At 57.1% G+C, this 24,340-nt stretch carries 23 protein-coding genes; 11 read left to right on the plus strand and 12 right to left on the minus strand.

Translation table 11 applies throughout. The annotated features are described in order from the left end of the window. Positions 1-44: 44 nt before the first annotated feature. Both LG409_RS01215 and LG409_RS01220 read right to left on the minus strand, forming a co-directional pair. Positions 45-677: an amino acid ABC transporter permease gene (locus LG409_RS01215; RefSeq protein WP_227407446.1), complete on the minus strand. Its 633-nt coding sequence runs from the start codon at positions 675-677 to the stop codon at positions 45-47. 97 nt (positions 678-774) lie between these two features. Next, positions 775-1,581: a transporter substrate-binding domain-containing protein gene (locus LG409_RS01220; RefSeq protein WP_227407447.1), complete on the minus strand. Its 807-nt coding sequence runs from the start codon at positions 1,579-1,581 to the stop codon at positions 775-777. A gap of 343 nt (positions 1,582-1,924) precedes the next feature. Between LG409_RS01220 and LG409_RS01225 the strand changes: the two genes are divergently transcribed. The 5 genes from LG409_RS01225 (at position 1,925) to LG409_RS18695 (ending at position 7,983) form a co-directional block, all read left to right on the plus strand. Beyond that, positions 1,925-3,433, plus strand: a complete 1,509-nt coding sequence (locus tag LG409_RS01225) for an aminotransferase-like domain-containing protein (protein ID WP_096921630.1) — start codon at positions 1,925-1,927, stop codon at positions 3,431-3,433. Positions 3,434-3,572: 139 nt separating this feature from the next. Beyond that, positions 3,573-4,343, plus strand: a complete 771-nt coding sequence (locus tag LG409_RS01230; RefSeq protein ID WP_096921631.1) for a sulfite exporter TauE/SafE family protein — start codon at positions 3,573-3,575, stop codon at positions 4,341-4,343. Between the two features lie 100 nt (positions 4,344-4,443). Beyond that, positions 4,444-5,211 (plus strand): SDR family NAD(P)-dependent oxidoreductase, encoded by a 768-nt coding sequence (locus LG409_RS01235; RefSeq protein ID WP_062361069.1) that lies wholly within the window; start codon positions 4,444-4,446, stop codon positions 5,209-5,211. Between the two features lie 13 nt (positions 5,212-5,224). Then, positions 5,225-6,646 (plus strand): aminotransferase family protein, encoded by a 1,422-nt coding sequence (locus LG409_RS01240; protein ID WP_096921632.1) that lies wholly within the window; start codon positions 5,225-5,227, stop codon positions 6,644-6,646. A 148-nt stretch (positions 6,647-6,794) separates the two neighbouring features. Beyond that, a protein-coding gene (locus LG409_RS18695; protein WP_446719096.1) for an IS3 family transposase occupies positions 6,795-7,983 on the plus strand; the annotation gives its coding sequence in 2 pieces (ribosomal slippage) (positions 6,795-7,232 and positions 7,234-7,983; 1,188 coding nt in all). A gap of 264 nt (positions 7,984-8,247) precedes the next feature. Here LG409_RS18695 and LG409_RS01255 read toward each other — a convergent pair. Beyond that, complete coding sequence (locus tag LG409_RS01255) at positions 8,248-8,565, minus strand: hypothetical protein (protein ID WP_039183279.1); 318 nt, start codon at positions 8,563-8,565, stop codon at positions 8,248-8,250. Between the two features lie 140 nt (positions 8,566-8,705). Between LG409_RS01255 and LG409_RS01260 the strand changes: the two genes are divergently transcribed. Beyond that, positions 8,706-10,325 carry a sensor domain-containing diguanylate cyclase gene (locus tag LG409_RS01260; RefSeq protein ID WP_096921624.1) on the plus strand — a complete coding sequence of 540 codons (1,620 nt, stop codon included), beginning with the start codon at positions 8,706-8,708 and terminating at the stop codon, positions 10,323-10,325. On the opposite strand, the gene LG409_RS01265 is transcribed toward LG409_RS01260, so the two are convergent. Continuing rightward, the gene (locus LG409_RS01265; protein WP_446719090.1) at positions 10,295-11,236 is read right to left on the minus strand and encodes an alpha/beta hydrolase; all 942 of its coding nucleotides are present in this window, start codon (positions 11,234-11,236) and stop codon (positions 10,295-10,297) included. The genes LG409_RS01260 and LG409_RS01265 overlap by 31 nt on opposite strands. 124 nt (positions 11,237-11,360) lie before the next feature. Here LG409_RS01265 and LG409_RS01270 point away from each other — a divergent pair, with 124 nt between their 5' ends. Beyond that, positions 11,361-12,386 carry an acyltransferase family protein gene (locus LG409_RS01270; RefSeq protein ID WP_227407448.1) on the plus strand — a complete coding sequence of 342 codons (1,026 nt, stop codon included), beginning with the start codon at positions 11,361-11,363 and terminating at the stop codon, positions 12,384-12,386. Positions 12,387-12,478: 92 nt separating this feature from the next. Here LG409_RS01270 and LG409_RS01275 read toward each other — a convergent pair whose 3' ends face one another. Beyond that, positions 12,479-13,096, minus strand: a complete 618-nt coding sequence (locus LG409_RS01275) for a hypothetical protein (RefSeq protein ID WP_039183272.1) — start codon at positions 13,094-13,096, stop codon at positions 12,479-12,481. 588 nt (positions 13,097-13,684) lie between these two features. Between LG409_RS01275 and glnA the strand changes: the two genes are divergently transcribed. The 4 genes from glnA to ntrC all read left to right on the plus strand — a co-directional run bounded on the left by glnA (position 13,685) and on the right by ntrC (position 18,394). Next, positions 13,685-15,091, plus strand: a complete 1,407-nt coding sequence (gene glnA, locus LG409_RS01280) for a glutamate--ammonia ligase (protein ID WP_039183269.1) — start codon at positions 13,685-13,687, stop codon at positions 15,089-15,091. A 152-nt stretch (positions 15,092-15,243) separates the two neighbouring features. Continuing rightward, positions 15,244-15,726 (plus strand): DUF4124 domain-containing protein, encoded by a 483-nt coding sequence (locus tag LG409_RS01285; protein ID WP_096921621.1) that lies wholly within the window; start codon positions 15,244-15,246, stop codon positions 15,724-15,726. A 186-nt stretch (positions 15,727-15,912) separates the two neighbouring features. Continuing rightward, on the plus strand, positions 15,913-16,974 hold the full coding sequence (gene glnL, locus LG409_RS01290; protein WP_039183267.1) for a nitrogen regulation protein NR(II): 1,062 nt from the start codon (positions 15,913-15,915) through the stop codon (positions 16,972-16,974). Continuing rightward, complete coding sequence (gene ntrC / locus LG409_RS01295; RefSeq protein WP_016915831.1) at positions 16,967-18,394, plus strand: nitrogen regulation protein NR(I); 1,428 nt, start codon at positions 16,967-16,969, stop codon at positions 18,392-18,394. Before glnL ends, ntrC begins: the two co-directional genes overlap by 8 nt. Positions 18,395-18,503: 109 nt before the next feature. Here the strand turns inward: ntrC and LG409_RS01300 are convergent, their stop codons facing one another. The 7 genes from LG409_RS01300 to LG409_RS01330 all read right to left on the minus strand — a co-directional run bounded on the left by LG409_RS01300 (position 18,504) and on the right by LG409_RS01330 (position 23,625). Continuing rightward, a complete protein-coding gene (locus LG409_RS01300; protein WP_039183263.1) occupies positions 18,504-19,472 on the minus strand; it encodes a tripartite tricarboxylate transporter substrate binding protein in 969 nt (322 codons plus the stop codon). A 46-nt stretch (positions 19,473-19,518) separates the two neighbouring features. Next, positions 19,519-21,030, minus strand: a complete 1,512-nt coding sequence (locus tag LG409_RS01305; protein ID WP_039183260.1) for a tripartite tricarboxylate transporter permease — start codon at positions 21,028-21,030, stop codon at positions 19,519-19,521. A gap of 1 nt (position 21,031) precedes the next feature. Then, complete coding sequence (locus LG409_RS01310; RefSeq protein ID WP_227407449.1) at positions 21,032-21,448, minus strand: hypothetical protein; 417 nt, start codon at positions 21,446-21,448, stop codon at positions 21,032-21,034. A gap of 321 nt (positions 21,449-21,769) precedes the next feature. Beyond that, positions 21,770-22,687: a ChaN family lipoprotein gene (locus LG409_RS01315; protein WP_227407450.1), complete on the minus strand. Its 918-nt coding sequence runs from the start codon at positions 22,685-22,687 to the stop codon at positions 21,770-21,772. Positions 22,688-22,690: 3 nt separating this feature from the next. Continuing rightward, positions 22,691-22,867, minus strand: a complete 177-nt coding sequence (locus tag LG409_RS01320; RefSeq protein ID WP_144984375.1) for a DUF6435 family protein — start codon at positions 22,865-22,867, stop codon at positions 22,691-22,693. A 106-nt stretch (positions 22,868-22,973) separates the two neighbouring features. Continuing rightward, on the minus strand, positions 22,974-23,486 hold the full coding sequence (locus LG409_RS01325) for an alpha/beta fold hydrolase (protein ID WP_227408082.1): 513 nt from the start codon (positions 23,484-23,486) through the stop codon (positions 22,974-22,976). Positions 23,487-23,493: 7 nt separating this feature from the next. Next, positions 23,494-23,625: an entericidin A/B family lipoprotein gene (locus LG409_RS01330; protein WP_016915839.1), complete on the minus strand. Its 132-nt coding sequence runs from the start codon at positions 23,623-23,625 to the stop codon at positions 23,494-23,496. Positions 23,626-24,340 lie beyond the last annotated feature (715 nt).

Raw genomic sequence — 24,340 nt, forward strand, 5'->3', positions numbered from 1 at the left:
CTCCCTCCCTGACATATCAGGCATTAATACAATGGCTTACATAGCTAATCGATTTGCCTTACGTTCAGCGATCCGCTGACCCCATACCAGGAATCGATAATCGCCATATACAATAGAGCGGCTGCCAGAATGGGCGGCAAAGGATCATAGGTCACCGCTGAAATACGGTTGGTCACACGTGTCAAATCAACAATGCCGATTACCGCAATTGCTGGGCTGCCTTTCACTAGAAAAGACATTTCGTTGACCAGGTTAGGCAAACTGGTGATCACCGTTTGAGGTAGCATGATGCGTCGAAAATACGTCCAGGGTGTCATCCCTACTGCCATCGCGGCTTCACGCTGGTCATTAGAGAAATTGTTAAAGGCTGAACGCCAGATTTCTGCATTGAACGCCGTAGTATTTAGCGTCAAGGCCATGATGGCCGCCACATTGCGATCCAAGTTGATACCGAAGGTCGGGCCTGAGAGAAAGATAAACAGCACAAGGGTAACCAACGGGGTGGCTCTTGCAATACTGATATAGGTGCCCAATAGCTGATGTATGAAAGGCAACCTTGCCAAACGTATCAGGGCAATAATGAGGCCCAGCACCACACCCAGTGCAATAGAGACGGCAGATATCCAGGCTGTTGTCCATGCTCCCTGAAACAACAACCCCCAAGCGCTACTATCCATGATCGAGACCCCTCTCTGTGTCACAGGAACCCGGCTTTAAGCCGGGTAGCCTGCTCGCCATTGGCGTTAAAGACTCGTTCATTAATGACACTGGCGGTTACATGCCAGCCATTTGGTGAAACTCTTCAACACTCATTATCGGGGTAGTAGGTAGTTCCTCGAACGACTCACCAAACCAGGTTTCCTGTAGTTCGTACAAGCGGCCTGACTCTCTAAGGTGAGCCATGAAGTCCGTCAGATAAGTAAGAAGTTCAGGGCTATTTTTGGGTACCGGCCAGGCAACAAACCCCGGCCCGGATACCGCCTGTCCCGCCTCGAATACATCACCACGCGTACTTATAAGATCATTTACGGGTACCGCCGAATTGATGACGTAATCCAGTCGACCATTGGCAAGATCAGCATAGATTTCCGGGTAGGCCTCATATTCCATGACATTTCCCAGTTCACCGCCTGTTTCTTCGAGCATGGCTTCAAGCTCGGGCAGACGTGTCAGCAGGACACTCCCCGCCTGCACGCCAACCGTCATACCATCAAGGTCCGCCACGCTGTTGATACGATCATCACCTGCACGCTTAATGTAAAAATGCTGTGCCGAGGCAAAAGGTGGTGCGTAATTGAAGACCCGCAGACGTTCATCCGAGACTGATGCACCAGTAATCGCCACGTCATACTGGCCGTTCGATACAGCGGCCAACAAGCCTGTCCAGGGTAAGATTTCCTGACGAATTTCAAAGTCAGCGTACGCTTTAAGCTCAGTCAGCACATCTTCGATAAAGCCATCCGGATCACTGCCATTCATAAAGTTGAAAGGCGCATAGTTATCTTCAGTGGCAACACGCATGTAACCACGCTCCTCGATTTCCGGAAGATCTGCCGCCAGCACCATCACAGAGGCACTCATGGCTAGGCTTCCTAGGGCTAGTACAGCGCCCCTTCTGAAGGCTCCAGGCATCGTTGATGCGACGAGCTTACGAGTTAGTGATTGATCAATAAGAAAATTAAAAGGCTGCATGGTGAGTTCTCCGCAAGACGCCTGCTCAAGGCATTGTTCAATCAAGCTGCCAGCCGCCATGGGCATGCTGAACGTCCCACCACCTTAGAATTTTCGTCACTATCTGCTTAGAGCCAGTTGCCTGACAAGATATGGACAGTTGTATGGCACGCATAATGCACGAGCATGATGGGCTGTCGCCCGAGAAGGCAGCATTGCTGCCTGCAACAGCGTTACGGAAAGGAGTGACTCTATGATTCTCGGCTTAACGCTGCACAAAGACACAGACCGCTGTCTGCAGGAACAACTGAGGTCAGCACTGCTTGATGCCATTCACTCTGGCAGCTTGCCTGACAATGAGGCTCTGCCCTCATGCCGCAAGCTCTCCAAGCAACTCGGGGTATCTAGAAACACGGTCGCTATCGTGTATGAAACGCTTGCTGATGACGGCTATATCATCAGCCGACCACGCAGTGGCTATTATTTGCACCCGGACTATCATTTCGACCATTTATCGGAGAAAGCGTCGCATCGACCGCCACAGAGTTCCTCTTGCCAAAACAGTATACGGCATCACATTAATGCAAATACCACTGATCACGCACCACTATGGAACGCCAGACTCAAGCAGCGTCCTAGCCATTTTGAAGGCGTATTAAAGCCAAGCAACTGGCACGCTTACCCTTACTCCTTCATATATGGCCAGCTAGATCCGCAACAGTTTCCACTGTCACAGTGGCGTGGCATTACTCGGCGGCTGCTGGGCGCCACCCGGGAGAAAAGTTGGCTGAATGACTGCATTGATCAGGACGACCCTTTGCTGATCGAGCAGTTGCGCCAGCGTGTCCTACCTCGAAGGGGTATCTTTGCCAGAGAGGATGAAATTCTGATCACCCTAGGCTCGCAGAATGCGCTTTTTCTACTTTCTCAGCTCTTGCTGGACTCACACAGCCATGTCGGCATGGAAAACCCAGGGTATAAAGAAGCTGCCAATATTTTCCAGCATTGCGGTGCGCAGCTGGTATTCCATGATATTGACCGAGAAGGCATGGTGATCGATCAACGATCAAGCCGGTGTGATTACCTCTATGTGACCCCCAGTCATCAAGTTCCGACCGGTGTTAGGATGACGCTGGCTCGTCGCCGAGCGCTTGAGGCGCAGGTGATGCGCCATGATCAAGTCATTCTGGAAGATGACTATGACGCAGAACTGCATGGTGACAAACAGGCTTTGCCCGCCATGAAAGCGGGCTCTGTGGGTCATCGCGTCATTTATTTCAGCAGTTTATCCAAAGCATTTGCGCCAGGCCTGCGCCTTGGGTATGTCGTTGCAGACGCTGAACTCATTAATGAAATGCGAGCGTTGAGGCGGCTGATGTATCGTCATCCACCAGCGAACATTCAACATCAAGTTGCTCAATTCATTGCTCAGGGGTATTACGAGAAGTATTTAAGAACACACATCGACGACACTGACCGGCGTCGGGACATTTTGCGCGAAGCACTACAGCGCCATATTCCGGACCTTGCTTGCTGCAGCCATTCCAGAGCCAGCGCCTTCTGGATGAGCGCTACTCCTGACATAGATACACAGCGGCTTGCTTGGCAGGCCTCTCAACAGGGTGTATTGATTGAACCCGGATTTCAGCATTTCTTTGATGCGGCTCCTCCGCGCCACTTCCTGCGCCTTGGGTTCCAAGCCATAGCCCAGCGCCAGATCGTTCCTGGGATTACAACCCTGGCTAAGGTGCTGGCACGTTAACTTGGCTTGATCATGCCCCTATCTCAGTTATCACCTGCTGAACAGCATCATGTCACATCGGCCACGCGCAACTGGCCCTAAACCTTAGACACTATTCCCCGCTAAGGTCATAGACCACGTCACTGAGGGGAACCACATCATGACAGACGTCCACTGGCTGCTACCCGGCACACTGTTAGCACTTCTTGCTGGCGGTATTCGCGCCTATACCGGCTTTGGTTTTGCCATGACGTTAGCGCTGGGACTGCTTTGGTTTCTTCCCCCACTGCAGGTCATCGTGGTGGTTCTGATGCTGGATATTCTGGGCGCTCTCGGGCTGGCTCGGCGCGCCTGGAAGGCCGCAGAAAAAACTCTACTTGCCCGCTTGGTTCCCGCCATGCTTGGCATGTCATTGCTGGGCACCCTGGTGATGGCATCACTGCCGTACCACGTCGCTAAATTGCTTATTGCAGGACTTTGTTTGGTTGGGGCTGTGGCAACGTTTTTACCCTCGGGCCTTATAAGCCGCTCTCGCAGGCGTGACAGGATCATGGCGGTTCCTGCCGGTGCTGCGTCAGGATTAGCCATGGCAGTGGCATCTGCCGGTGGACCTCCTCTGATGCTGTATCTGATGCACACCACACTGGGTGCCGCCCAAGCCAGAGCAACCGCCATCGTTTTTTTTATAGCGGCCAGCAGTACAGCACTTTTCGGTTATAGCCTTAACGGCGCCGTGCCCTTATCAGCCTTCATCATGACTGGCGTGTTATTGCCTGCTGCACTAATGGGCGCCTGGTTAGGACAGTACTGTTTCCACCGCTTTCCACCTGTTTCTTATCGTAAAAGCGTCAGCCCGCTACTGATCGTGATGGCGCTATGGATTCTGGGGAATGAGCTGTGGCCAGGAGTTTCCGGCGCTGCAATGCCGTAAGGCGATGTGCGGATTCACCGGGGGGCGTTAGTTGCTATTCAGGCACTTGTCCGCAAGAGCCACCGTGTATTTATCGTTTCGTGAACTCAAGGAGATATGCATGCCCGTCATTTTCATTACCGGTGCAACATCCGGATTTGGTTTGGCAACGGCCAGACGCTTTGCACAGGCAGGCTGGTCACTGGTACTGACTGGCCGTCGAGAAGGGCGTTTGAACGCCCTGAAAGAGGAGCTTGCTCAATATTGTGCCGTTCACACTCTGACACTGGACGTATGCAACCGTCAGGCCGTCCAGAATGCGGTAGCGACCTTACCAGCCTCCCACCGGTACGTTCAGGTGCTAGTCAACAATGCTGGGCTGGCGCTTGGTACCGAACCGGCCCAGGCCTGTAACTTCGATGACTGGAAACAAATGATTGATACCAATATCGCAGGGCTGGCCAGCGTCACTCATGCCCTTCTTCCGACCCTGATTGACCATGGCCGGGGCGCTAGCATCATCAATCTAGGTTCGATTGCCGGGCGCTGGCCGTATCCTGGCGGCAATGTCTACTGTGGCACCAAGGCATTCGTCGATCAGTTCTCTCACGCACTACGCTGCGATCTCTCGGGCACCGGTGTGCGCGTCACCAACCTGGCTCCTGGCCTTTCAGAAAGTGAATTCACGTTAGTACGCACAGGCGGTGATCAGCAAGCTTACCAACAACTCTATGAAGGCGCTGAGGCCATACAGCCGGAAGACGTTGCAGAGACCATTTTATGGCTGGCTAATCTGCCCGCTCATCTAAACATCAACCACCTTGAAGTCATGCCAGTGACCCAGTCCTGGTCACCCTTTTCTGTTTATCGTCAAACACAAGATACCTAATCAGGAGCACATCATGATAAAGCTGACAGAAAGCACACCAACAACACAGCCAGAAGCCTGCGAGTTGGAAGACCTAAAGAACCAGGATCAACAGCATGTGTGGCACCATCTGACGCCTGGAGCCGCAGCGGCAAAGGGTGTCCCTATGTTTGTACGCGGTGAGGGGCTTCAACTCTGGGACAGTGACGGCAATCAATACCTGGACGCTTCGGCCGGAGGGGTCTGGGTAACCAATGTCGGTTATGGGCGCCGTGAAATTGCCGACGCCATGTACCAACAGCTGCTGGAGCTCAACTATTTCGCCGGCTCCATGGCTAGCAAACCCGCCACTCGGTTTGCCACTCGCCTACTGGAAAAGATGTCTGGGTTCAGCCGGGTGTATTATTCAAGCTCAGGCTCCGAGGCCAATGAAAAAGCCTTCAAGATGGTACGCCAGATCAGTCAAAAACATTATCAAGGCAAAAAACAAAAGATACTTTACCGCGACCGCGACTATCACGGTACGACCATTGCCACGCTAAGCGCATCTGGGCAGAACGAAAGACGCGACCACTTCGGGCCTTTTGTGCCTGATTTTATTGCTATTCCACACTGCTGTGAGTATCGCAATCAGTACCCAGATGCCGAACACTATGGGCTGCGTGCCGCCCAAGCGCTGGAAGACGTTATCCTACAGGAAGGCCCAGACACCGTCGGAGCAGTGATTCTTGAACCGATTACAGCTGGCGGAGGCATCATCACGCCCCCTGAAGGATATTGGCAGCATGTCAGCAACATTTGCCAGCGGCACAACGTACTGCTGATCATGGACGAAGTCGTCTGTGGCCTGGGGCGTACAGGCGCATGGTTTGGTTACCAGCATTTTGGCATTCAGCCAGACATTGTCACTATGGCCAAAGGGGTTGCGTCTGGGTACGCAGCCATTTCGTGCACCGTCACCAGCGAGCACGTTTATGCCCTTCTACAGGAAAGCGAGGGAGATACTCTGGGCTATTTTCGTGATATCTCCACCTTCGGTGGCTGTTTAGCGGGCCAGGCAGCCGCATTAGCCAACCTGGAAATCATTGAGCGCGAAAATTTAGTAGATAACAGCGCCCGTATGGGCAAGCGGCTATTAGACGGTTTCCGCACATTAGCTGAACACTATCCGATGATAGGCGATGTCAGGGGGATGGGACTTTTTGCAGGTATTGAGCTAGTGGAAGATAAAGTCACCAAAGCTCCTGTTCATGAGCGCATTCCCACTGCTATTGCCGCCGAATGTAAACAGCGTGGGCTATTGATTGGCCGAACCAACCGTAGCATGAGCGGCTATAACAACATTCTCAATTTCAGCCCTGCGCTCATCGCTAGCGAAGCGGATATTGACAATATTGTGCGTATTCTGGATGACGCTATGGCCAAGGTATTTAATATGCAGCCCGCATGGGCTTAACCAAATGATAGGCATTATTAATCATTTTCTGGAGAGATCCCCCATCTAAAACCGTCTTGGATAGACCGATGAGGCTGTAGTGGCATAGTGAATCAGGCCACCTGACTTTGAGTGTATGATGACTCACAGAGACAGTCAGGTGCAGATGATGACGAAAAAGAGAACGTTCAGCCCGGAGTTTCGCCTGGAGGCGGCCCAACTCGTGGTCGATCAAGGTTACACACTGAAGGCGGCGTGTGATGCCATGGGAGTTGGAAAATCCACCATTGAGTATTGGGTACGCAGACTTCGGGCTGAGCGAGAAGGCAAGGCACCGCTGAAAGGTGAGGCTCTGACGCCGGAACAGCGTGAGATTCAGGAACTGAAGCGCAAGCTGCGGCGGGTAGAGGAAGAGAAAGAGAAAGAGAAAGAGAAAGAGAAAGAAATATTAAAACAGGCTACGGTAGATTCAATCGGTCAGTGCAACATAATGCACTCTGGTAACTATCGGGGCTTTCAGAATGCCGAAGCAAGTATCAAAGACCAGGGGACTGACCTGCCAGCAGAAGCAGGAGCTATGGGCTCGATGGAAGAAAGGGTAGTCGCTTAGCGAGATCGGCAGAGTCCTTGGAAAGCATGCCGTCAGTAACGGTTCTGCCGGCGCTCGCAGCATCGCCAGAATCGTCACGCAGGCTGGTACGCCGCTGAGTCGGTACCGGGCTAGCAGGCGGATGAAGCTGCTGGGACTGGTGAGCACACAGCCGCCAAGCCATGCTTACAAGAAGGCTGATCAGCCGCATCTGGAGATTCCGAATCTTCTTGATCGCAAGTTCGATGTAACGGAGCCAAACCAGATCTGGTGCGGCGACATCACCTACCTTTGGACGGGGGCACGCTGGGCTTCTCTGGCGGTAGTCATCGACTTGTATGCGCGTAAACCCGTAGGCTGGGCCTTGTCCTTGTCTCCGAACACGGAATTAGTGAAGAAGGCGCTAACCATGGCTGACGAGTCGCGAGGGGAGCCATCGGGCCTCCTGTCTCATTCAGACCAGGGCTGCCAGTACACCAGTCTCGCATTCCGACAGATGCTATGGCGCTACCAGATGACCCAGAGCCTAAGTCGCCGTGGAAATTGCTGGGACAACGCCCCGACAGAGCGCTTCTTCAGGAGCTTCAAGTCGGAGTGGATGCCAGAGATTAGCTATCCCGATGTTGCTGCAGCGAAGCAATCCGTCACTGATTATATGATCAGTTATTACAGCAGCATCAGGCCGCATAAACGCAACGATGGACTGCCGCCGAATGTGGCAGAAAAGCATTACTGGAATGCTCAGAACTCAGTGTCCAAAAACACTTGACCACTACAGTTCGCTGCCGCCCAGGCAGCTCAGAAAAGGTCGCCAACCTTATTCAAGTATGTGCCGAAGTTCGCTGCCGCCCAAGCAGCTCAGAAACGCGAAGTCACCGACATGGCCGCCGCCCACGCGTTCTCTGCCGCCCAGGCAGCTCCTGTTCCGGTCGGTGCGCTAGTGTTGAGGCGGTGAGTTCATGCAGGTGCCTGCCGCATGGGTAGCCCATGCTTAACCCCCCACCCCAACAGGTCGCTCGAGCGGGGGCCGTGGTTATTCTTTTTCGTCCTCTTCTTCCTCTTCCCAATGTTCCATGGCGCGTTTGTCGTCGGGTAGGCGCACGATGTCGCCGATGACGATTTTCTGGTGTGATTTGAAGCGGTGGCCGTGTTCGTCGAGGATGGCGGCGACGCTGCCGATGCTGACGGCGTCGTCGTCACGGTAGGCTTCTACTTTGACGCGTACGATGCGGCCCTGGTAGCGGGCGGAAAGGATAGCGCCGGGGTAGGGGGAGGTGTGGTCAGGGTCGTTCTTGAAGTACTCCACCACGCTCGCGCTGCCGGGGTCGTCCCATTCAATATGTTTATGCATAGGAAGGCTTCCTTTCGTGTGTCCAGAAAAAGGGTTCCTTTTCAGTGTAGTTTGCGTTGGTAGAAGTCAACCAATGTTCGTGGACACCGTGGGCTGGGCCGCTTAACTTAACCGTTTACGAACCAGGGAGCGGAGCGCCCATGCACTTATACCATGCGCTGTTCGAGCAGTCGGCGACCCCGCTGTTTGTGATGATGTGCGATGGCCAGGCGTGCGTTCAGGGCAATGCTGCTTTTCGGCGTGTGGCCGGTTGGCAAGCCATGGGCTCGGAAGCGGCCTTGGGGCGCTGTTTTCCATTGGATGGGGCAAGCGTGCTGGACACTATTCGCCGCTGTGACGAACAGCAGCAGCCATGCGCGTTGAATGTCCGGTGGGGGGAATCGGGGCGGGCGTGGCAACTGCAGCTTTCGCCCGTGCGCGATGGGGGCCAGCGAGCGGTGTATGGCGAACTGAGCCAATTAATGCTGCCGTTTGGCGAGTCGCTGGATGATCTGCTCTCGCAGCTGCCGGGGTTCGTGTACCAGCTGCATCTCTCCTTGGAGGGGGCGTGGCGCTACACCTACGTGGGCCAGCGGGTCACGGAGCTGTTTGGTGCCACCGTGGAAGAGGTGCTGGCAGATGCCCAAACGCTGTTGGCCAACATTCATCCCAGTGACCGCGATACGGTGATTGAAGGGTCACTGCAAAGTGCGCGCTCCTTGACGCCCTGGCGAAGTGAGTTTCGCATGTTTCGTCGCGATGGCGAGATGCTTTGGGTCGAGGCCCATGATCGTCCTCGCCGCCAGCCCGATGGCAGCCTGCTATGGACAGGCTACGCCAACGACATTACCCAGCGTAAGGCGCTGGAGGCCGCGCTGCGCTCCAGCGAGCAGCGTTTTCGCCAGCTGGTCGAGCAGGCCAACGACATCATCTACACGCTGAATGCCGAAGGCACACTGACCTATGTGTCGCCGAACTGGCCGCGCATTCTGGGCCATGAGGTCGAGGAGGTGCTGGGGCAGAACATGAGCTTCGTGCTGCACCCGGAAGACCTGGAAGCCTGCCAGCGGTATATCGAAAAGGTTTACCGCACCGGGGCGCCCCAGGGGTTGATCGAGTATCGGGTGCAGCACGCCAACGGCGAGTGGCGCTGGCACTTTACCAACGGGGCACCGCTGCTGGACGAGCAGGGGCAGGTGATGAGCTTTCTGGGGATTTCCCATGATGTGACGCCACGCCGGGAGATGGAGCAAAAAGTGCTGCATCTGGCCCAGCACGACACCTTGACCGACTTGCCCAATCGGTCGCTGTTCTTCAGCCACTTGAGTAGTGCCATCGCCCAGTCCAAACGATGCGATACACCGCTGGCGCTGCTGTTCATCGACCTGGATGATTTCAAACCTATCAACGACCGTTTTGGTCATGGCGTCGGCGACCAGTTGCTGCAGGCCGTGGCCCAGCGCCTCCGGCAACGGCTGCGCGGGGGCGACCATGTGGGGCGCATAGGGGGCGATGAGTTCGTGGCCATGCTGGGCGGGCCCGTGGGTGCCGAAGAGGCCCTGAGGGTGGCAGACCAGCTGTGCCAGGCACTGGCGGTACCGTTCACGCTGTCGGTGGGGGAAGTCCATGTCTCGGCCAGTATTGGAGTGGCGCTATTGCCCCTGCACGCTGCTGAAGAGTCCACGCTGATCCATTGCGCCGACCAGGCGATGTATCAGGCAAAGGCGCAGGGGCGTAACCAGGCGGTGCTCTATGCGCCCGTTTCGCCAGGTGCTTCGTGACCCACGTACTGGAACAGGAAGTTGAGCGCGGCGGGCAGGCTGGCTCGCCATACACGCCAAGTGTGCCCACCGGGGTACAGGTCTAGCCGCACCAGCTCTGGCTGAATGCGTTCCATGGCCTGGCGTAGCTGGCGAGCGTGGTATTCGGCGTCGTATACGTCACTGCGCCCGGCACTGATGTAGAGCGGCACGGGCGGAGTGTCGCCCTGTTCGGCGGCGGGGCGCGGTGTGACCTGAAGGCGATAGTGTTCCAGGTGCGCGGGGTAATTGAGCTGCTCCCACAGTGCCTGGTCGAACTGGCCTCGTTCATCCAGAAAGGTGGGGTGGCGGTGCGCCGAAGAGTTGCTGGGCGGCGTGGGCACGTAGCTGGCCGGGCTCAGCGCGGCGGCGGCAGCAAACATTTCGGGGTGTTCCAGCGCGAAGTTGAGCGCGCCGTAGCCGCCTGCCGAAAGCCCGGCCACCCCACGCTGCTCACGAGTGGTGCCCACGTGGTAGTGGGCTTCGATGTGAGGCATCAGGTCGTTGAAAAAGGCGCTGCGGGCGGGTTCGTTATGGCCATCTACCCACCAGCTGCGGCTGCCTGGCATCACGAATACGGCGGGGGGAATATGCCCTGCCTGTATCAGCCGGTCTGCCACTTGTGGCAGGTTACCCCGAGTAGCCCAGTCCAGCTCGTTACCAAACGAACCGTGCAACAGGTAGAGCACGGGGTAGGGGGTTGTCGCCTGGCTGTCATAGCCATCGGGTAAATAAAGCGTATAAGGGTAATCGTAGCCCAGCGTGGGGGAGTAGAACTGGTCGCGCACCACCTCGCCTGCCAGTGCGACGTTGCTCAACACCAGCCAGCCAAAGAGTCCGGCCAAGCGTCCAGCCAGCAGAGCAATGCGTTGCAAGGCAGTTCTTCTGATCACGGGGCCTCCGGAATTTACGGGCATTTACAAGGTCGGACAACAGGCGGCTCGCGGGTGTTCACTCTCGGCCGCTGTTAACAGGATAGCGGCTAGGCGGTGCGCTGGGGGAAAACCGGGAGGCTGGATGCAGAAAATCGAGGAAATCTACTGGCTTCGTGCTTACGGCTGCATTGCCGTTTTTTTGTTTCATTGGCTGGACCATTTGAACCAGCGGGTAGATAACCTGGCCACCGACCTCATGCGGATTCCCCTGGTGTTGGGCACCCCCGTGTTTCTGTTCATCTCGATATTCGTTTTCGCCGTGCGTTACGACAAGCAGGTCCCGCCGGGCTTTCTGCTCCAGCGGGTCAAGTACGTCATGCTGCCTTACCTGATGTATGGCTTCATCTATTCGACGGCAGAGTGGTGGCGGTTGTCGGGCAGCGACGATGCCCTGGGCTTCCTGGCCAATGCGCGCAGCTACTTCATCTATGCGGGCTGGCACGGGTATTTCTTGATCATCGCCATGCAGTTCTATGCGGCGTATTGGGCATTTACCCGCTGGCAGCTGTGGCGGGTGAATCCGGTGCCCTGGCTGTGGGTGGCGTGTGTAGTCAGCATGGCCTACTGGGGGCTGGCGTACTGGTTCCAGGTAGAACCCCCTGGCTACTTGCTGTGGATCGCGCCCCTGGGGTGGGTGTATCTCTTCTTTCTGGCGCTGGTACTGGTGCGCTATTACCCGCTGGCACCTCGTGCCGTGCTGCAGGAGCGCCCCGTGTGGCTGCAAACGCTGTCGCAGTCCCGTTGGCTATGGGGGTGGGTGGCGCTGATCGTGATGGCCACCTTTGCTCATTGGCTGGCGTTCTCTTCCAAGGAAGTCTGGGTCATTCCCTTTTTCGTGCTGTTCGTGCTGGTGACCATGCGCCGCTTGAAGGGGCGCCGAGCGCCTGGCTGGGTGCGCTATATCAATGCCTACTCCTTCGGTATTTACCTGGCTCACCCGATGTTTTTTGCCATTACCGATACCTTGGTCGGCGTGGAAACGCTGCCGCTGGTGCTTTACGCACTGCTCTTGATCGTGGTGGCCAGCGTGGGCTCGGTGCTGTTGAACAAGGCGGTGAACACCACCACCTGGGGCGCCATGCTGTTTGGCAAACGCCTGAAAGTATGAGGTTGGCGTTAGGTAAGCCTCGCTGGGGCCGTTCAGTATGCCTTGTGGATTGGGGAAGGCGTTGAAGAGTGATGAAGGGATGAGGGCGACGATCAGTGTGGGGGTGTTTCGGTAGAAAAGCGTGCTTTCAACGCGCTCAGTGGAGAGCCTCGCGGCAACCCCAGTGCTTGCCCGCTGAGGGTCTTCAGGCGGGTAGGGCAGGCATGCAGGCGCTGTAGCAGGTCGGTCATTGCCGTGACCTCCAGCTCGGGGTCGAAGCCCCCCAGGCGTTCCAGCCAGGTTCGGCTGATGGCCATGTAAGGGGGCAATGCGGCGTTAGGGCCACGTAGCTGCTGCCACAGGCGTTCTGGCAACCGAGGCGTCATCGCGCTGATGATCAGCGCATCCAGCGTTTGCGTATCCAGCTCGGGGTACAGCAGGGGCCATAGCTGTGCAGGCAATACCTGTTTGTGCATGGCCACCAGCAGCCATTCTGCCTGGCTGACATACGCCGCCTGATTCAGGCGAGCGCCCAGTTTCTTCTCTGGGGTGACGAGGCAGTGGGCGTGAAAACGGTGCTCCAGGGTCGCGAAGCGCTCATCCAGAAACGCGGCGGTCACGATCACGGGCACGAGATGCTCGGCCAGGCCAGATTGACGAATGGAGCGCAGGTGGCGAGGAAGCCAGGCTCCCGCCACGGAAGCATCGACGATAAAGCAAACCGTACCCATGAAAGCGGCTTCCTTCGTAGTAACAACTTTCCGTTTTGTAATTTATTGTAGGCATTGGTTTCTTTTCGTAGCAAGGAGAAATGGTGGAGAAAAGTATAAAAATAGACTGCCTTGCTATGCACTGATTTTGTGCAATAAGGGAATTTTTTGTATTTTTTTGGTGCATATTGAGCTTGAGACGTGCTTCATGCAGTAGCGTAGTAGGGAAATGCTACATCAGGAGGCATCGTGAAAAATGATTTTTTCTTTTTGAATCATGCTGTTATTTTTTTAAAAGCCATATTGGTGCAAAGTTGGCATGCTACGTGCTTATATTTCGTGACAGCTTCGTAGGCAGTTTCATGAACAGTTTCATGGGCCGTTTGTCAGTCGCTAGCAGGCCATAGGCAGAAGCCGCTTGGCGTGCTACAACGATAGCCGGTCTGAAATGATCGCTGGGCGATTTGTTATCCATGGTCAAGCAAACGTAAAGCGAACAAAAAAGACAAACGCGCCACGTGCCAAGGCATGTAGACGATTTGTTGAATAACACTTTTATCGATAGCTTATTGTTTCAAGCTCTAAGCCACGCTCATACCGGAGGACACTATGTCAGCCAAGACTCTTGCGCTAATCGAAGAACATGACGTTAAGTGGGTAGACCTGCGTTTCACCGACACACGCGGTAAAGAGCAGCACGTGACCGTGCCTGCGCGTGACGTGAACGAAGAGTTTTTTGAAAACGGCCAGATGTTCGATGGTTCTTCCATCAATGGCTGGAAAGGCATCAACGAGTCTGACATGATCCTGCGTCCGGAAGACGGCACCGGCTTCCTGGACCCCTTCACCGAAGACGCTACCCTGATCCTGCGTTGCGACATCATCGAGCCTGCCACCATGCAGGGCTATGACCGTGACCCGCGTTCCATCGCCAAGCGCGCCGAGGCTTACCTCGAGTCCACTGGCCTGGGTGACACTGCGTTCTTCGGCCCCGAGCCCGAATTCTTCATCTTCGACGAAGTGCACTGGAAGTCCGACATTCAAGGATCCATGTACAAGATCACTTCCGACGAAGGCGCCTGGGCCACCGACAGCAAGGTCGAGACTGGCAACCTGGGTCACCGTCCGCGCCTCAAGGGTGGCTACTTCCCGGTTCCGCCGGTCGACAGCTTCCACGATATCCGTGGTGCCATGTGTAACACCCTGGAAGCGATTGGCCAGACTGTCGAAGTACACCACCACGAAGTGGCCAACGCCGGTCAGAACGAAATCGGCGTGAAGTTCAACACGCTGGTGAAGAAGGCCGACGAAGTTCAGGAAATGAAGTACGTGATCCACAACGTGGCGCACGCTTACGGCAAGACCGCTACCTTCATGCCGAAGCCGCTGGTAGGCGACAACGGTTCTGGTATGCACGTACACCAGTCGTTCTGGAAAGATGGTCAGAACCAGTTCGCGGGCGATGAGTACGCTGGCCTGTCTGAAATGGCGCTGTACTACATCGGCGGTATCATCAAGCACGCCCGTGCTCTGAACGCCTTCACCAACGCTTCTACCAACTCGTACAAGCGTCTGGTACCGGGCTTCGAAGCGCCGGTCATGCTGGCCTACAGTGCTCGTAACCGCTCTGCGTCTATCCGTATTCCTTACACTGCCAGCCCGAAAGGCAAGCGTGTAGAGACTCGCTTCCCTGACCCGACTGCCAACCCCTACCTGGCGTTCGCAGCGATGCTGATGGCGGGTATCGACGGTATCAAGAACAAGATCCACCCTGGCGATGCCATGGACAAGAACCTGTACGACCTGCCGCCAGAAGAAGGCAAGTCCGTACCGACAGTGGCCAACAGCCTGGATCAAGCACTGGAAGCACTCGATGCTGACCGTGCGTTCCTGACCGAAGGTGGCGTGTTCACCGACGATATGATCGACGCCTACATCGAACTGAAGATGGAAGACGTCGAGCGTATCCGCATGACGACTCACCCGATCGAGTTCGACATGTACTACAGCTGCTAAGCTGATGGCATGACTGCTAAGATCACCCTTGCGGTGTGACGAGCCAAAACCCCGCTTCGGCGGGGTTTTTTTATGGGCAGCATAGGTGAGGAGACAGCGTGGTGAGCAAGCGGCGTGTTGCATGGTCAGCCATATTATCCACAGGGGTTTTCGTGGCTGCCTGCCTGTGGGTAAGCGCTGCCCAGGCGCAAACGGTGTACCGCATCGTCGATGCCCAAGGCAACGTCACGTTTACCGATAACCCCGAGCGCGGAGGCGAAGTGCTGCGGCTGGCGCCCTTGCCCAGCTTGCCTGCCGCCACCCGCCCAGCCGCGCCTTCGGCGGCACGGCCTTTGGGGCGTCCGGGCCAGCCGTTCATGCCTTATGACCGGTTCGTCATCGTTGCCCCCGCGCCAGGGGCGTCGCTGCGCGGTGGCATGACGCCCGTGGAGGTCAGCGTATCCCCTGCGCTGCGCGAGGACCACCAGATCCAGCTGCTCGTCAACGGCGAGCTTAGCCAATCTCCTCTGCACAGCGATGCTTTTTGGCTGGCAGGCCTGCCCCCAGGGCAGCATCGTTTGCAGGCAGAGCTGCTGGACAGTCAGGGGCGTATTCAACATCGCACCGATCAGGTGACGATTTTTATTGCCGATTAATGCAATGCACTATAATGGTGCATCAGGCTGGCTAAATCTCCCTGCCCGTGCGCTATAAATGCCCGAGCGGCACCGGCAGGCTGCCCCCAAGCCGTGCATGGCGTCGTTTTGGGTAACTTGGCGCGCTTTTTGCAATTCCTCAGCTAAATCTCTAACGCAACGGTTAGCGACGCTTCAGGACACGCCATGTATCAGCGCTTATTGGAACACCTCACCACGGCGGTACTGCTGCTGGACGGCGAACTTCGGGTTCGCTGGATGAATCCGGCCGCCGAGGCGCTGTTGGCGGTGAGCTTCAGCCGCGTACAAGGCATCAGTCTGGATACCTTGCTGGGCGGCGATGAGAGTATCGATGACGTGCTGGCCAAGGCACGCGATGCGTTTCACCCTTACACCCAACGCGAAGCGCGTATTACGCCGCTCAACAGTGAACCCTTGACGGTGGATTACACCGTGACGCCGCTGTCTGCCGAAGAGCTGCTGCTGGAGGTGGAGCCCCGCGACCGGCTGATGCAGATTTCTCGAGAAGAAGCGCTGACCACCCGCCAGGAAACCATCAAGGTACTGGCCCGCGGGCTGGCCCATGAGGTGAAAAACCCCTTGGGCGGTATCCGCGGTGCGGCGCAGCTGCTGGAGCGCGACCTGGACGATCCGGCCTTGCGGGAGTTTACCCACATCATCGTCGAGGAAGTGGATCGTCTGCGCGATCTGGTGGACTCCATGCTGGGCCCCAATCGCATCATCAAGCATGAGCCGGTGAACATTCACAAAGTGCTGGAACGCGTGCGTGCGCTATTGCTGGCCGAGCACCCGCAGGTCACCGTTCATCGCGATTACGACCCCAGCTTGCCCGACCTCTCTGGCGACGAGTCGCAGATGATTCAGGCGGTCTTGAACGTGGCCCGCAACGCGGTACAGGCCATGAGCGAAGCCGACACGCCGTCCCCCACGCTGACCCTGCGCACCCGTGCCCGCCGCCAGTTCACTCTGGGGGCCGAGCGCCATCGGCTGGTCAGCGAGGTGGGCGTCATCGATAACGGCCCCGGCATTCCCGATGCGCTTCGCGAAACGCTCTTCTACCCCATGGTGTCAGGTCGCGCGGAAGGCAGCGGCCTGGGACTGTCGATTGCTCAGTCAATTTTGCACCAACATCAAGGATTGATCGAATGCGATTCCCGACCCGGACACACCGAATTTCGTTTACTGATTCCATTGGTTATTAATTTACCGGAGATGCGTCATGACTGAGGCGACACGTACCGATGTTGCACGGGTGGTTATCGTCGATGATGACCGCGCTATCCGCTGGGTGCTGGAGCGCGCGCTGGCGCAACCCGACCTGGATGTAGAGTGTATCGAGCGGGCGGATACGGCGCTGGCTCGGCTGCTGGAAAACCCGCCGGACGTGCTGGTCACCGATATTCGCATGCCAGGCATCGACGGTCTGGACCTGATGTCCCGCGTGCGTGCCGCCCATCCCGATTTACCCGTCATTGTCATGACCGCCCACTCGGATCTGGATAGCGCGGTGGCTTCTTACCAAGGGGGCGCTTTCGAGTACCTGCCCAAGCCCTTTGATGTCGACGAAGCGCTGGCGCTGGTGCGGCGCGCGGTGGCCCATGCCCGCGAGCGGCAGCGGCCGGTCAGCGTACCGGAAGGGCTGAGCGCCGAGATCATCGGCGAAGCGCCTGCCATGCAGGAGGTGTTTCGCGCCATCGGGCGCTTGTCGCACTCTCATATCACGGTCTTGATCAATGGGGAGTCGGGCACCGGTAAAGAGCGGGTGGCCCAGGCGCTGCATCAGCACAGCCCGCGCTCCGGCAAGCCGTTCATTGCCCTCAATATGGCGGCGATTCCTCGTGACCTGATCGAATCGGAGCTGTTTGGCCATGAGAAAGGCGCGTTTACCGGCGCCGCCCAGCAGCGCCAGGGGCGTTTCGAGCAGGCCAACGGCGGTACGCTGTTTCTGGATGAAATTGGCGACATGCCCGCCGAGACGCAAACGCGCCTGCTGCGGGTACTGGCCGATGGCGAGTTTTACCGAGTCGGCGGCCATACGCCGGTCAAGGTGGATGTGCGCATCATTGCTGCCACCCACCAGAATCTGGAATCCCTGGTGGATGAAGGGCGTTTTCGTGAGGATCTGTTCCACCGTCTGAACGTGATTCGGGTGCACCTGCCGCGCCTGGCCGAGCGTCGTGAAGACATCCCCCGCCTGACTCGCCATTTCCTGGCGGAGGCGGCCAAGGAACTATCCACCGACATCAAGGTGCTGACCACCGAGGCAGAGGCTCACCTGACTCGGCTGCCGTGGCCGGGCAACGTTCGCCAGCTGGAAAATATCTGCCGTTGGCTCACCGTGATGGCGTCTGGCAGGGAGATCCTGATCGAGGACCTGCCACCTGAGCTTCGCTCGGTCAGCGCGCCGGAAGGGGGCGCTTACGGTGATTGGCGTTCGGCCTTCCGGGATTGGGCCGACCACGCCCTGGCCGAAGGGCATACGCACCTGCTGGAAGAAGCGGTGCCGGACTTCGAGCGCATCCTGATCGAAACCGCCCTGAAGCACACCGGGGGGCGCAAAGGGGAAGCGGCCGAGCTGCTGGGTTGGGGGCGCAATACCTTGACGCGCAAGCTCAAGACGCTGCTGCCTGCGCTTGCCGACGAGTAGGCTGTTGATCGCCGTAGGCTCGGCGATCCCGGCTCGGAACCACTAAAAAGCCCGCTGACACGGTCAGCGGGCTTTTTCATGCCATCCTGTTCACGGCATGCGGGGCAGCTTAGTCGTCTGCGCCCGGTACGCCGCCCAGCTCTTCGATCAGCGCCTTGTAGCTTTCGGTCTGCTCGGTGAGGGTCTGGGTGACGTCTTCTTCCGACAGGTACACCACCGGCATCAGAATGCGCTCTTCGGTGATCTCGATGAAGCGCTCATCCTGGGTAGCGGCTTCCAGTGCTTCTGCCAGGCGCTCTACGTGGGCATCCGGAGTGTTGTTGGGCACCATGACCACGCGAATTTCAGCCGGATTGATGTCATAACCGGCTTCCTGCAGGCTGGGCGCATCCGGGAAGGCTACCAGACGGTCTTCTGCCAGGCTCAGCAGTACCGGCATTTCACCCGTTTCTGCGTAGCCGGAGTGGGTGCCACCGCTGTAGGCGAAGTCCACGTCGCCAGAAAGAATCAGCGGTGCCATGCCAGCGCCGCCCGCCGTGGGCACGATGCGCAGGTCAAGACCTTCCTGCTGGGCAATGTACTCGATGATCATGCGATCCAGGGCGGTCTGCGTGGCATAGCTGGTGCCGGGGTTTTCGCGGGCATATTCCACCAGCGACTCCCAGCTGTCACCAAAGGGGCGGTTCTCGCCGGTCACGATGGCCGACTGGCCCAGCGTCACGCCCGCCACGTAGCGGAAGTCGTCCAGCTGGTAGGCGGTTTCCGTGGCCAGCGGGCCGTAGGTGATGGTCATGGAGGTGCCAAAGGCAAAGGTGTAGCCTTCGTCGTTATTGTTGGCCAGGCGAGTCAAGGCCACGCCACCGCCAGCACCCGGCTGGTTGACCACGTTCACCGGCTGGCCCAGCTCTTCTTCCAGTACGTTGGCCAGTACACGCGCTTGAATGTCGGTGCTGCCGCCTGCGCCAAAGCCGACGACCATGGTCAGCGGCTTGCTGGGGAAGTCATTGGCCTGGGCGGTGCCAGCGGCCAGGGTCAGCGCTGCCGAAACGATGGCGGTGGTCAGAAGATGCTTTTTCATGGTGGTTTCCTCGATGGTTTTTTCTTGGTAGTGAAGGTTGCTCGGTTTAGCCGTGTTGCCGACGCTGCCGGTACTGGCGATAGCTGCTCCACAGCAGGTGCAGTACCAGCAGGCCAGTGGCGACCACAAACGTCAGTGCAATGGGGCGCTGCATGAGAATGCCGATGTCGCCCCCGGAAAGAATGACCGACTGGCGCAGGTTCATCTCCAGCATGGGTGTGACGATGAAAGCGACCAGAAAGGTCACGAAGGAGTAGTCATGCTTTTTCAGGAAATAGCCGAAGATCGCGAAGCCAAACACGGTCAGCAGGCCAAACGTGCCGTAGCCCTGCACTTGAATGCCGGCCAGGCAGAGAAAGATCACCACGGGGATGACGATGTTCTGCGGCACATCCGTGACGCGGGCAAAGATACGTAGCCCGTACCAGCCTACGGCCAGCATGATCAGGCTAGCGACCACCATGCCGGCAAAGATGGTGAACAGCATCTGGGGATGGTCGCGCAGCATCAGCGGACCGACCTGAATACCGTGGATCATGAAAGCACCCACCAGCAGCGCTGCCGACACGCTGCCGGGAATACCCAGCCCGAACAGCGGAATGTAGCTGGCGGGAATGACGGCGTTGTCGGCGGCCTCGGCGGCGGCAATGCCATTGGGGTTGCCCTTGCCGAAGCTGTCCGGGTCTTTGGCGCCGCGTTTGGCGAGCCCGTACGCCATGAACGAGCCTACCGATGGCCCCAGGCCCGGCAGCGCGCCCACGAAAGCCCCGACGCCGGTGCTTTTAAAGATGGTCGGTAACGTGCTTTTGAACTCTTTGAAGGAGAGGTCGTCTTCCGGGTTATGGCCAAGTTTGACGGAGCTGGCGCCTTTATTACGCCGATAAGCTTCCAGTTGCACGAACATTTCCGAAAGAGCCAGGGTGCCGATCACTAAGGGGAGAATAGGCACGCCTTCCATCAGCTCCGCGTAGCCAAACGTAAAGCGCATGGCGCCGGTTTCCGGGTCTAACCCAACCGTTCCTAAAATAACGCCCATGCCTCCGGCGGCCATGCCCTTTAAAAAAGAGCCTCCGGCCATCCCGGCAATGAAGACCAGGGCAAAAATGAGAATGGCAGCCAGTTCATAAGGGCCAAACTTGAGAGCAATCGAGGCAAAGGGAATGACCACGACGATCAGCAGCAGTGTCGAAAGCAGGTCGCCGACCACCGATGCCAAGAGCCCTACCTTGAGCGCCTTGCGCGGCTGGCCATTGCTGGCCATGGGGTAGCCATCCAGGCAGGTGGCTGCAGAAGAGGGCTCGCCTGGGGTGTTGAGCAAAATGGCAGAGACGGCGCTGCCCGCCGCCGTGCCCTTTGAAAGGCCAATCAAAAAGGCGATGGCGGCATAGGCCGACATGTAGAAAGTGAGCGGTATGGCAATGGCAATGGCGACCGAACGGTTCAAGCCAGGAATGACGCCCACGATATAGCCCAGTAAAACGCCCCCTAGAATGACACTGATGGAGTGCAGTGTTAAGGCATCGCCAAAGGCACTGGTAATGGCACTGAGTTCTGGCATGTTAAACAATTCCTATGCGCATGAGTTGCACGGTCAGTAAATAAAGCGCAGCCGTAGGAATCGCGGCGGAAAGTGCAATGACATACCAGCGCCGTTCACCCAATAGTGCAACGAGAAAGCCGATGATAAAAGGCGCAAGCCACGTTAAAGGTATAAAGTTGGCCAGTATGATAAAAAGTAATACATATAAGAAAGGCCAAACTTGATGCCACAAGTCAATAAGTGATAAACGGTTGAAGAGAGGGGCGTGTTGTTGTTTCAAGCGAATAAAACTGATGACCATGAGCGTGGCGGCACACAGCAGCATGACCCAGGCGCCCAGCGTCGCCAAACGCTGTGGATGCATGCCAAACGCCATGCCCGAGCCACCGTAGCGTGGAATCAACCAGACCAGCAGCCAGCAGGCAACCAGGGTCACTCCGAGTCCAGACCACACGTTTCTTCGCTGTAATTGAGAGTCAGGTGTCATGGGGCGGTATCGGCAGATGAAGAAGCGTTCTACCGTATGAGCGGCCGTCATTGTAATCAATTGGTAATACAGGTCTGATTAAACGGGACAGTCAACGCTTTTATGAGTAAGGAATGGTAAGCGGGAAGAGCAAGCGGGGAGAGTAAGCGCGCAGCATGATATCGAAGCGCTGCGTGATCGTGAATCGAGATATAAAGGGTCATGGCAGCGGCAACAAGTTTAAATGCTATTAGTTAGCTAATAAACGTTATGAGTTTGATGTGTGTTGAGTCACGGGCCGTTAGCTGCCGGTGATGATGTGGTCAACGGGGTGGGCACAATGAAGATCGCATCGCTCAAGGTGGGGTCGGGAAGCGCGCACTCCTCCAGCTCCCAGGGCAAGAGACTGAACGTATCTTGAATGCCCAGTCCTTCCAATTGGTGCGCTACGCCATGGCCATGCACGACATGCCCAAGGCCCATCAGGCCCACGGCCAGGGTGCTCTCTTGGGTAGCGTCTGCCAGCCCCTGCGCCATGGCAATGTCCCAACTGAGCTGCGCTCGAATGAAGCGTTCCAGCATGTCGGGGTTGTCTTGCCCCATGGCATGCTGGTCGAAGACCTCCTCCAGGTAAGTCTGGTAGGCGTCATTGGCAGGTCGCGGGGCGGGTATACCGTAACGCTGCTCTGGTGGAATGTGGCCGATCTCTTCGCTGGTCAGCCGCTGGCGTAAGGCAGGAGTAATGTTGAGCGCCTTCAGTGGGATGCGGTTCAAGCGTGCAAAGTGAAGGATGGGCCAGTAAAGCTCAGGATCGAACCCCCAGGCTTCCTGCCAGTCGCTCTGCTCCAGAAACTCCTCTTCGGATAGCTCTCCCGCCACCCAGCGCTCCAGTACCGGCTGCGCTTCTCTGGGCAGCATCTCCAGGCCAATCACCATGTCGCTCTCATGGGCGTACAGGCCTGCCAGGGTGTGCAATTGCCAGCGGTGGTGTTCCATGGCGTCGTGCCGTTCCCCGAGCAGCACGACTGACCGCTGCACTGCCAAGCCGAGTACCTCATTGGGCGTCGCGGGCTGACCCGATTGCCACCAGCGACCCTGAAGCTGGCATGCTTCTGTTGCCTGTGCCTGTGCCTGTGCCTGTGCCTGTGCCTGTGCCGCCATGCCCAAGGCCAGCATCAGGCAGCTCGCGCCCTTTGGCAAACGACCCACGGGTTAGTGGCCTTCTGCCTTCAAACGGTTGATCTCCTCCAAAAGCGCTTCGGCTTCGGCGGTCAGGGTGGCATTGGCACGCATGTCGCCGTTGCGCGACGCCTGCATGGCCTCGGTGAGCTTGCGTTCGTAGGCCTGTTGAAGTTTCTTCTTGGGGTCGCGCTTGAAGAGTCCGAACATGTGCTGCCTCCTATCGTGTGTATATTATTTGTATAGGTTTTGGGGGCTCATGTCGAGGTTTTGACAAGCAAAGCATTTAACAAGCAGAACAATAGGAGAGGACGCATCACGCTGCACACGTGGCCAGAAACCGCGTGAAATCCGCCAAGATGACATCCAGGCTTTGGTGCAGCCGATGGTCGTCATCCACCATGCGCAGCGAGAGCCGCTGGCGCTGGGCGTGCTCGATGACCGGGCCTGGCAGCACCACGTCGTCCTGCCAGCCATGGATCACATGGGTGTGTCGGGCCTGAATGAAAGGGGAGGTTTCCGGGTAGCGGGGCATGCCGAGCGCGGGAGCCAACAGGAAGCAGCCCAGCATGGGCGTCTCGGCACTCATTGCCGCACTGATCCAGCCGCCCAGGCTAGACCCTGCCAGAATGCATCGAGATGGGTCGTCGCCTCGGGCATTCAGCGTCTCACGCAGGTGGCTCAAGCGGGCCGCCGGCTCGCTCATGCCGCGATAATCCATGACCACGGGCTCGCAGTCATCCACGTGTTCCGCGACGCCTTTCAGCGCCTGTATCTTCAGGGCGCCTGGGCCGCTCTCCAAGCCGTGGGAAAGAAAGACCGTCATCATCATGGGGTTATTCCGCCGAGCGCTGAATGGCGGCGCCACCCCGCTCGATATCCTGACCCATGCCACGAACCGTATTACATCCGCTGATGACCAGCAGGGTCGACATCAAGAGTATGCCAAGCAGCATGGAGCGTTTCATGAGCGTGTCCTCAGTGGGGCCCATCCCCGAGAGTGGGGCATTCGATGTATAACATAAGCGTTAACGAGAGGGCTCGCCACTGGTCGTTCTGACTGTGTGACACAAACGGCGTTGGCAGGCTAAAAATGCGCTATACGCATTTGTCTCATGTGCCAGTTTTATACAGGTTTCGAGTCGTCGGTGGGCTGGATTGGCATAGCAGGGTGGTTTGTTTATTTTCATATGTATTTGTTTTTTATTTATTTTTCTATTTTTTAAAAGTTTTGGCCTGGCTGATGCATTATCATGGTCAGTAGCATGAACTGCCTCGGGTTCACAGGGAGTGACCCCTTTCTTCATCGACAGTGTGGGCAGGCTAACAGGCAGTCAAGGAGGGCAGGACGCCCAGAAAGCACCAGGGACGTGTAGGGACATTGAGCCTGCTCACTCTTGCCAGCACTTGGATGTGCTGGCCATCAAGGCCAAGGATCGGCAGCGATGCAAAACAGCCATCTCGCGTTTGTGGGATGGTTTTTTTGTGTTATTTTTTTGTCTCAAGTAACTGATTTTAGATACTTTTACAAATCCATCCCTTCATCTGTACAGTAATGGTACAGATGGGCGCAGTGTTTTGGTCTATCCTGTCGTGTAGACCAAATTTCAGCGGTGAGAAGACGTCAACGCAACGGCCGCACACTGACAGGGACACGCGTTATGGCGATGGTATTGATGTTAT

The organism is Halomonas sp. NyZ770 (genome assembly GCF_020616575.1).
GTDB lineage: Bacteria > Pseudomonadota > Gammaproteobacteria > Pseudomonadales > Halomonadaceae > Vreelandella > Vreelandella hamiltonii.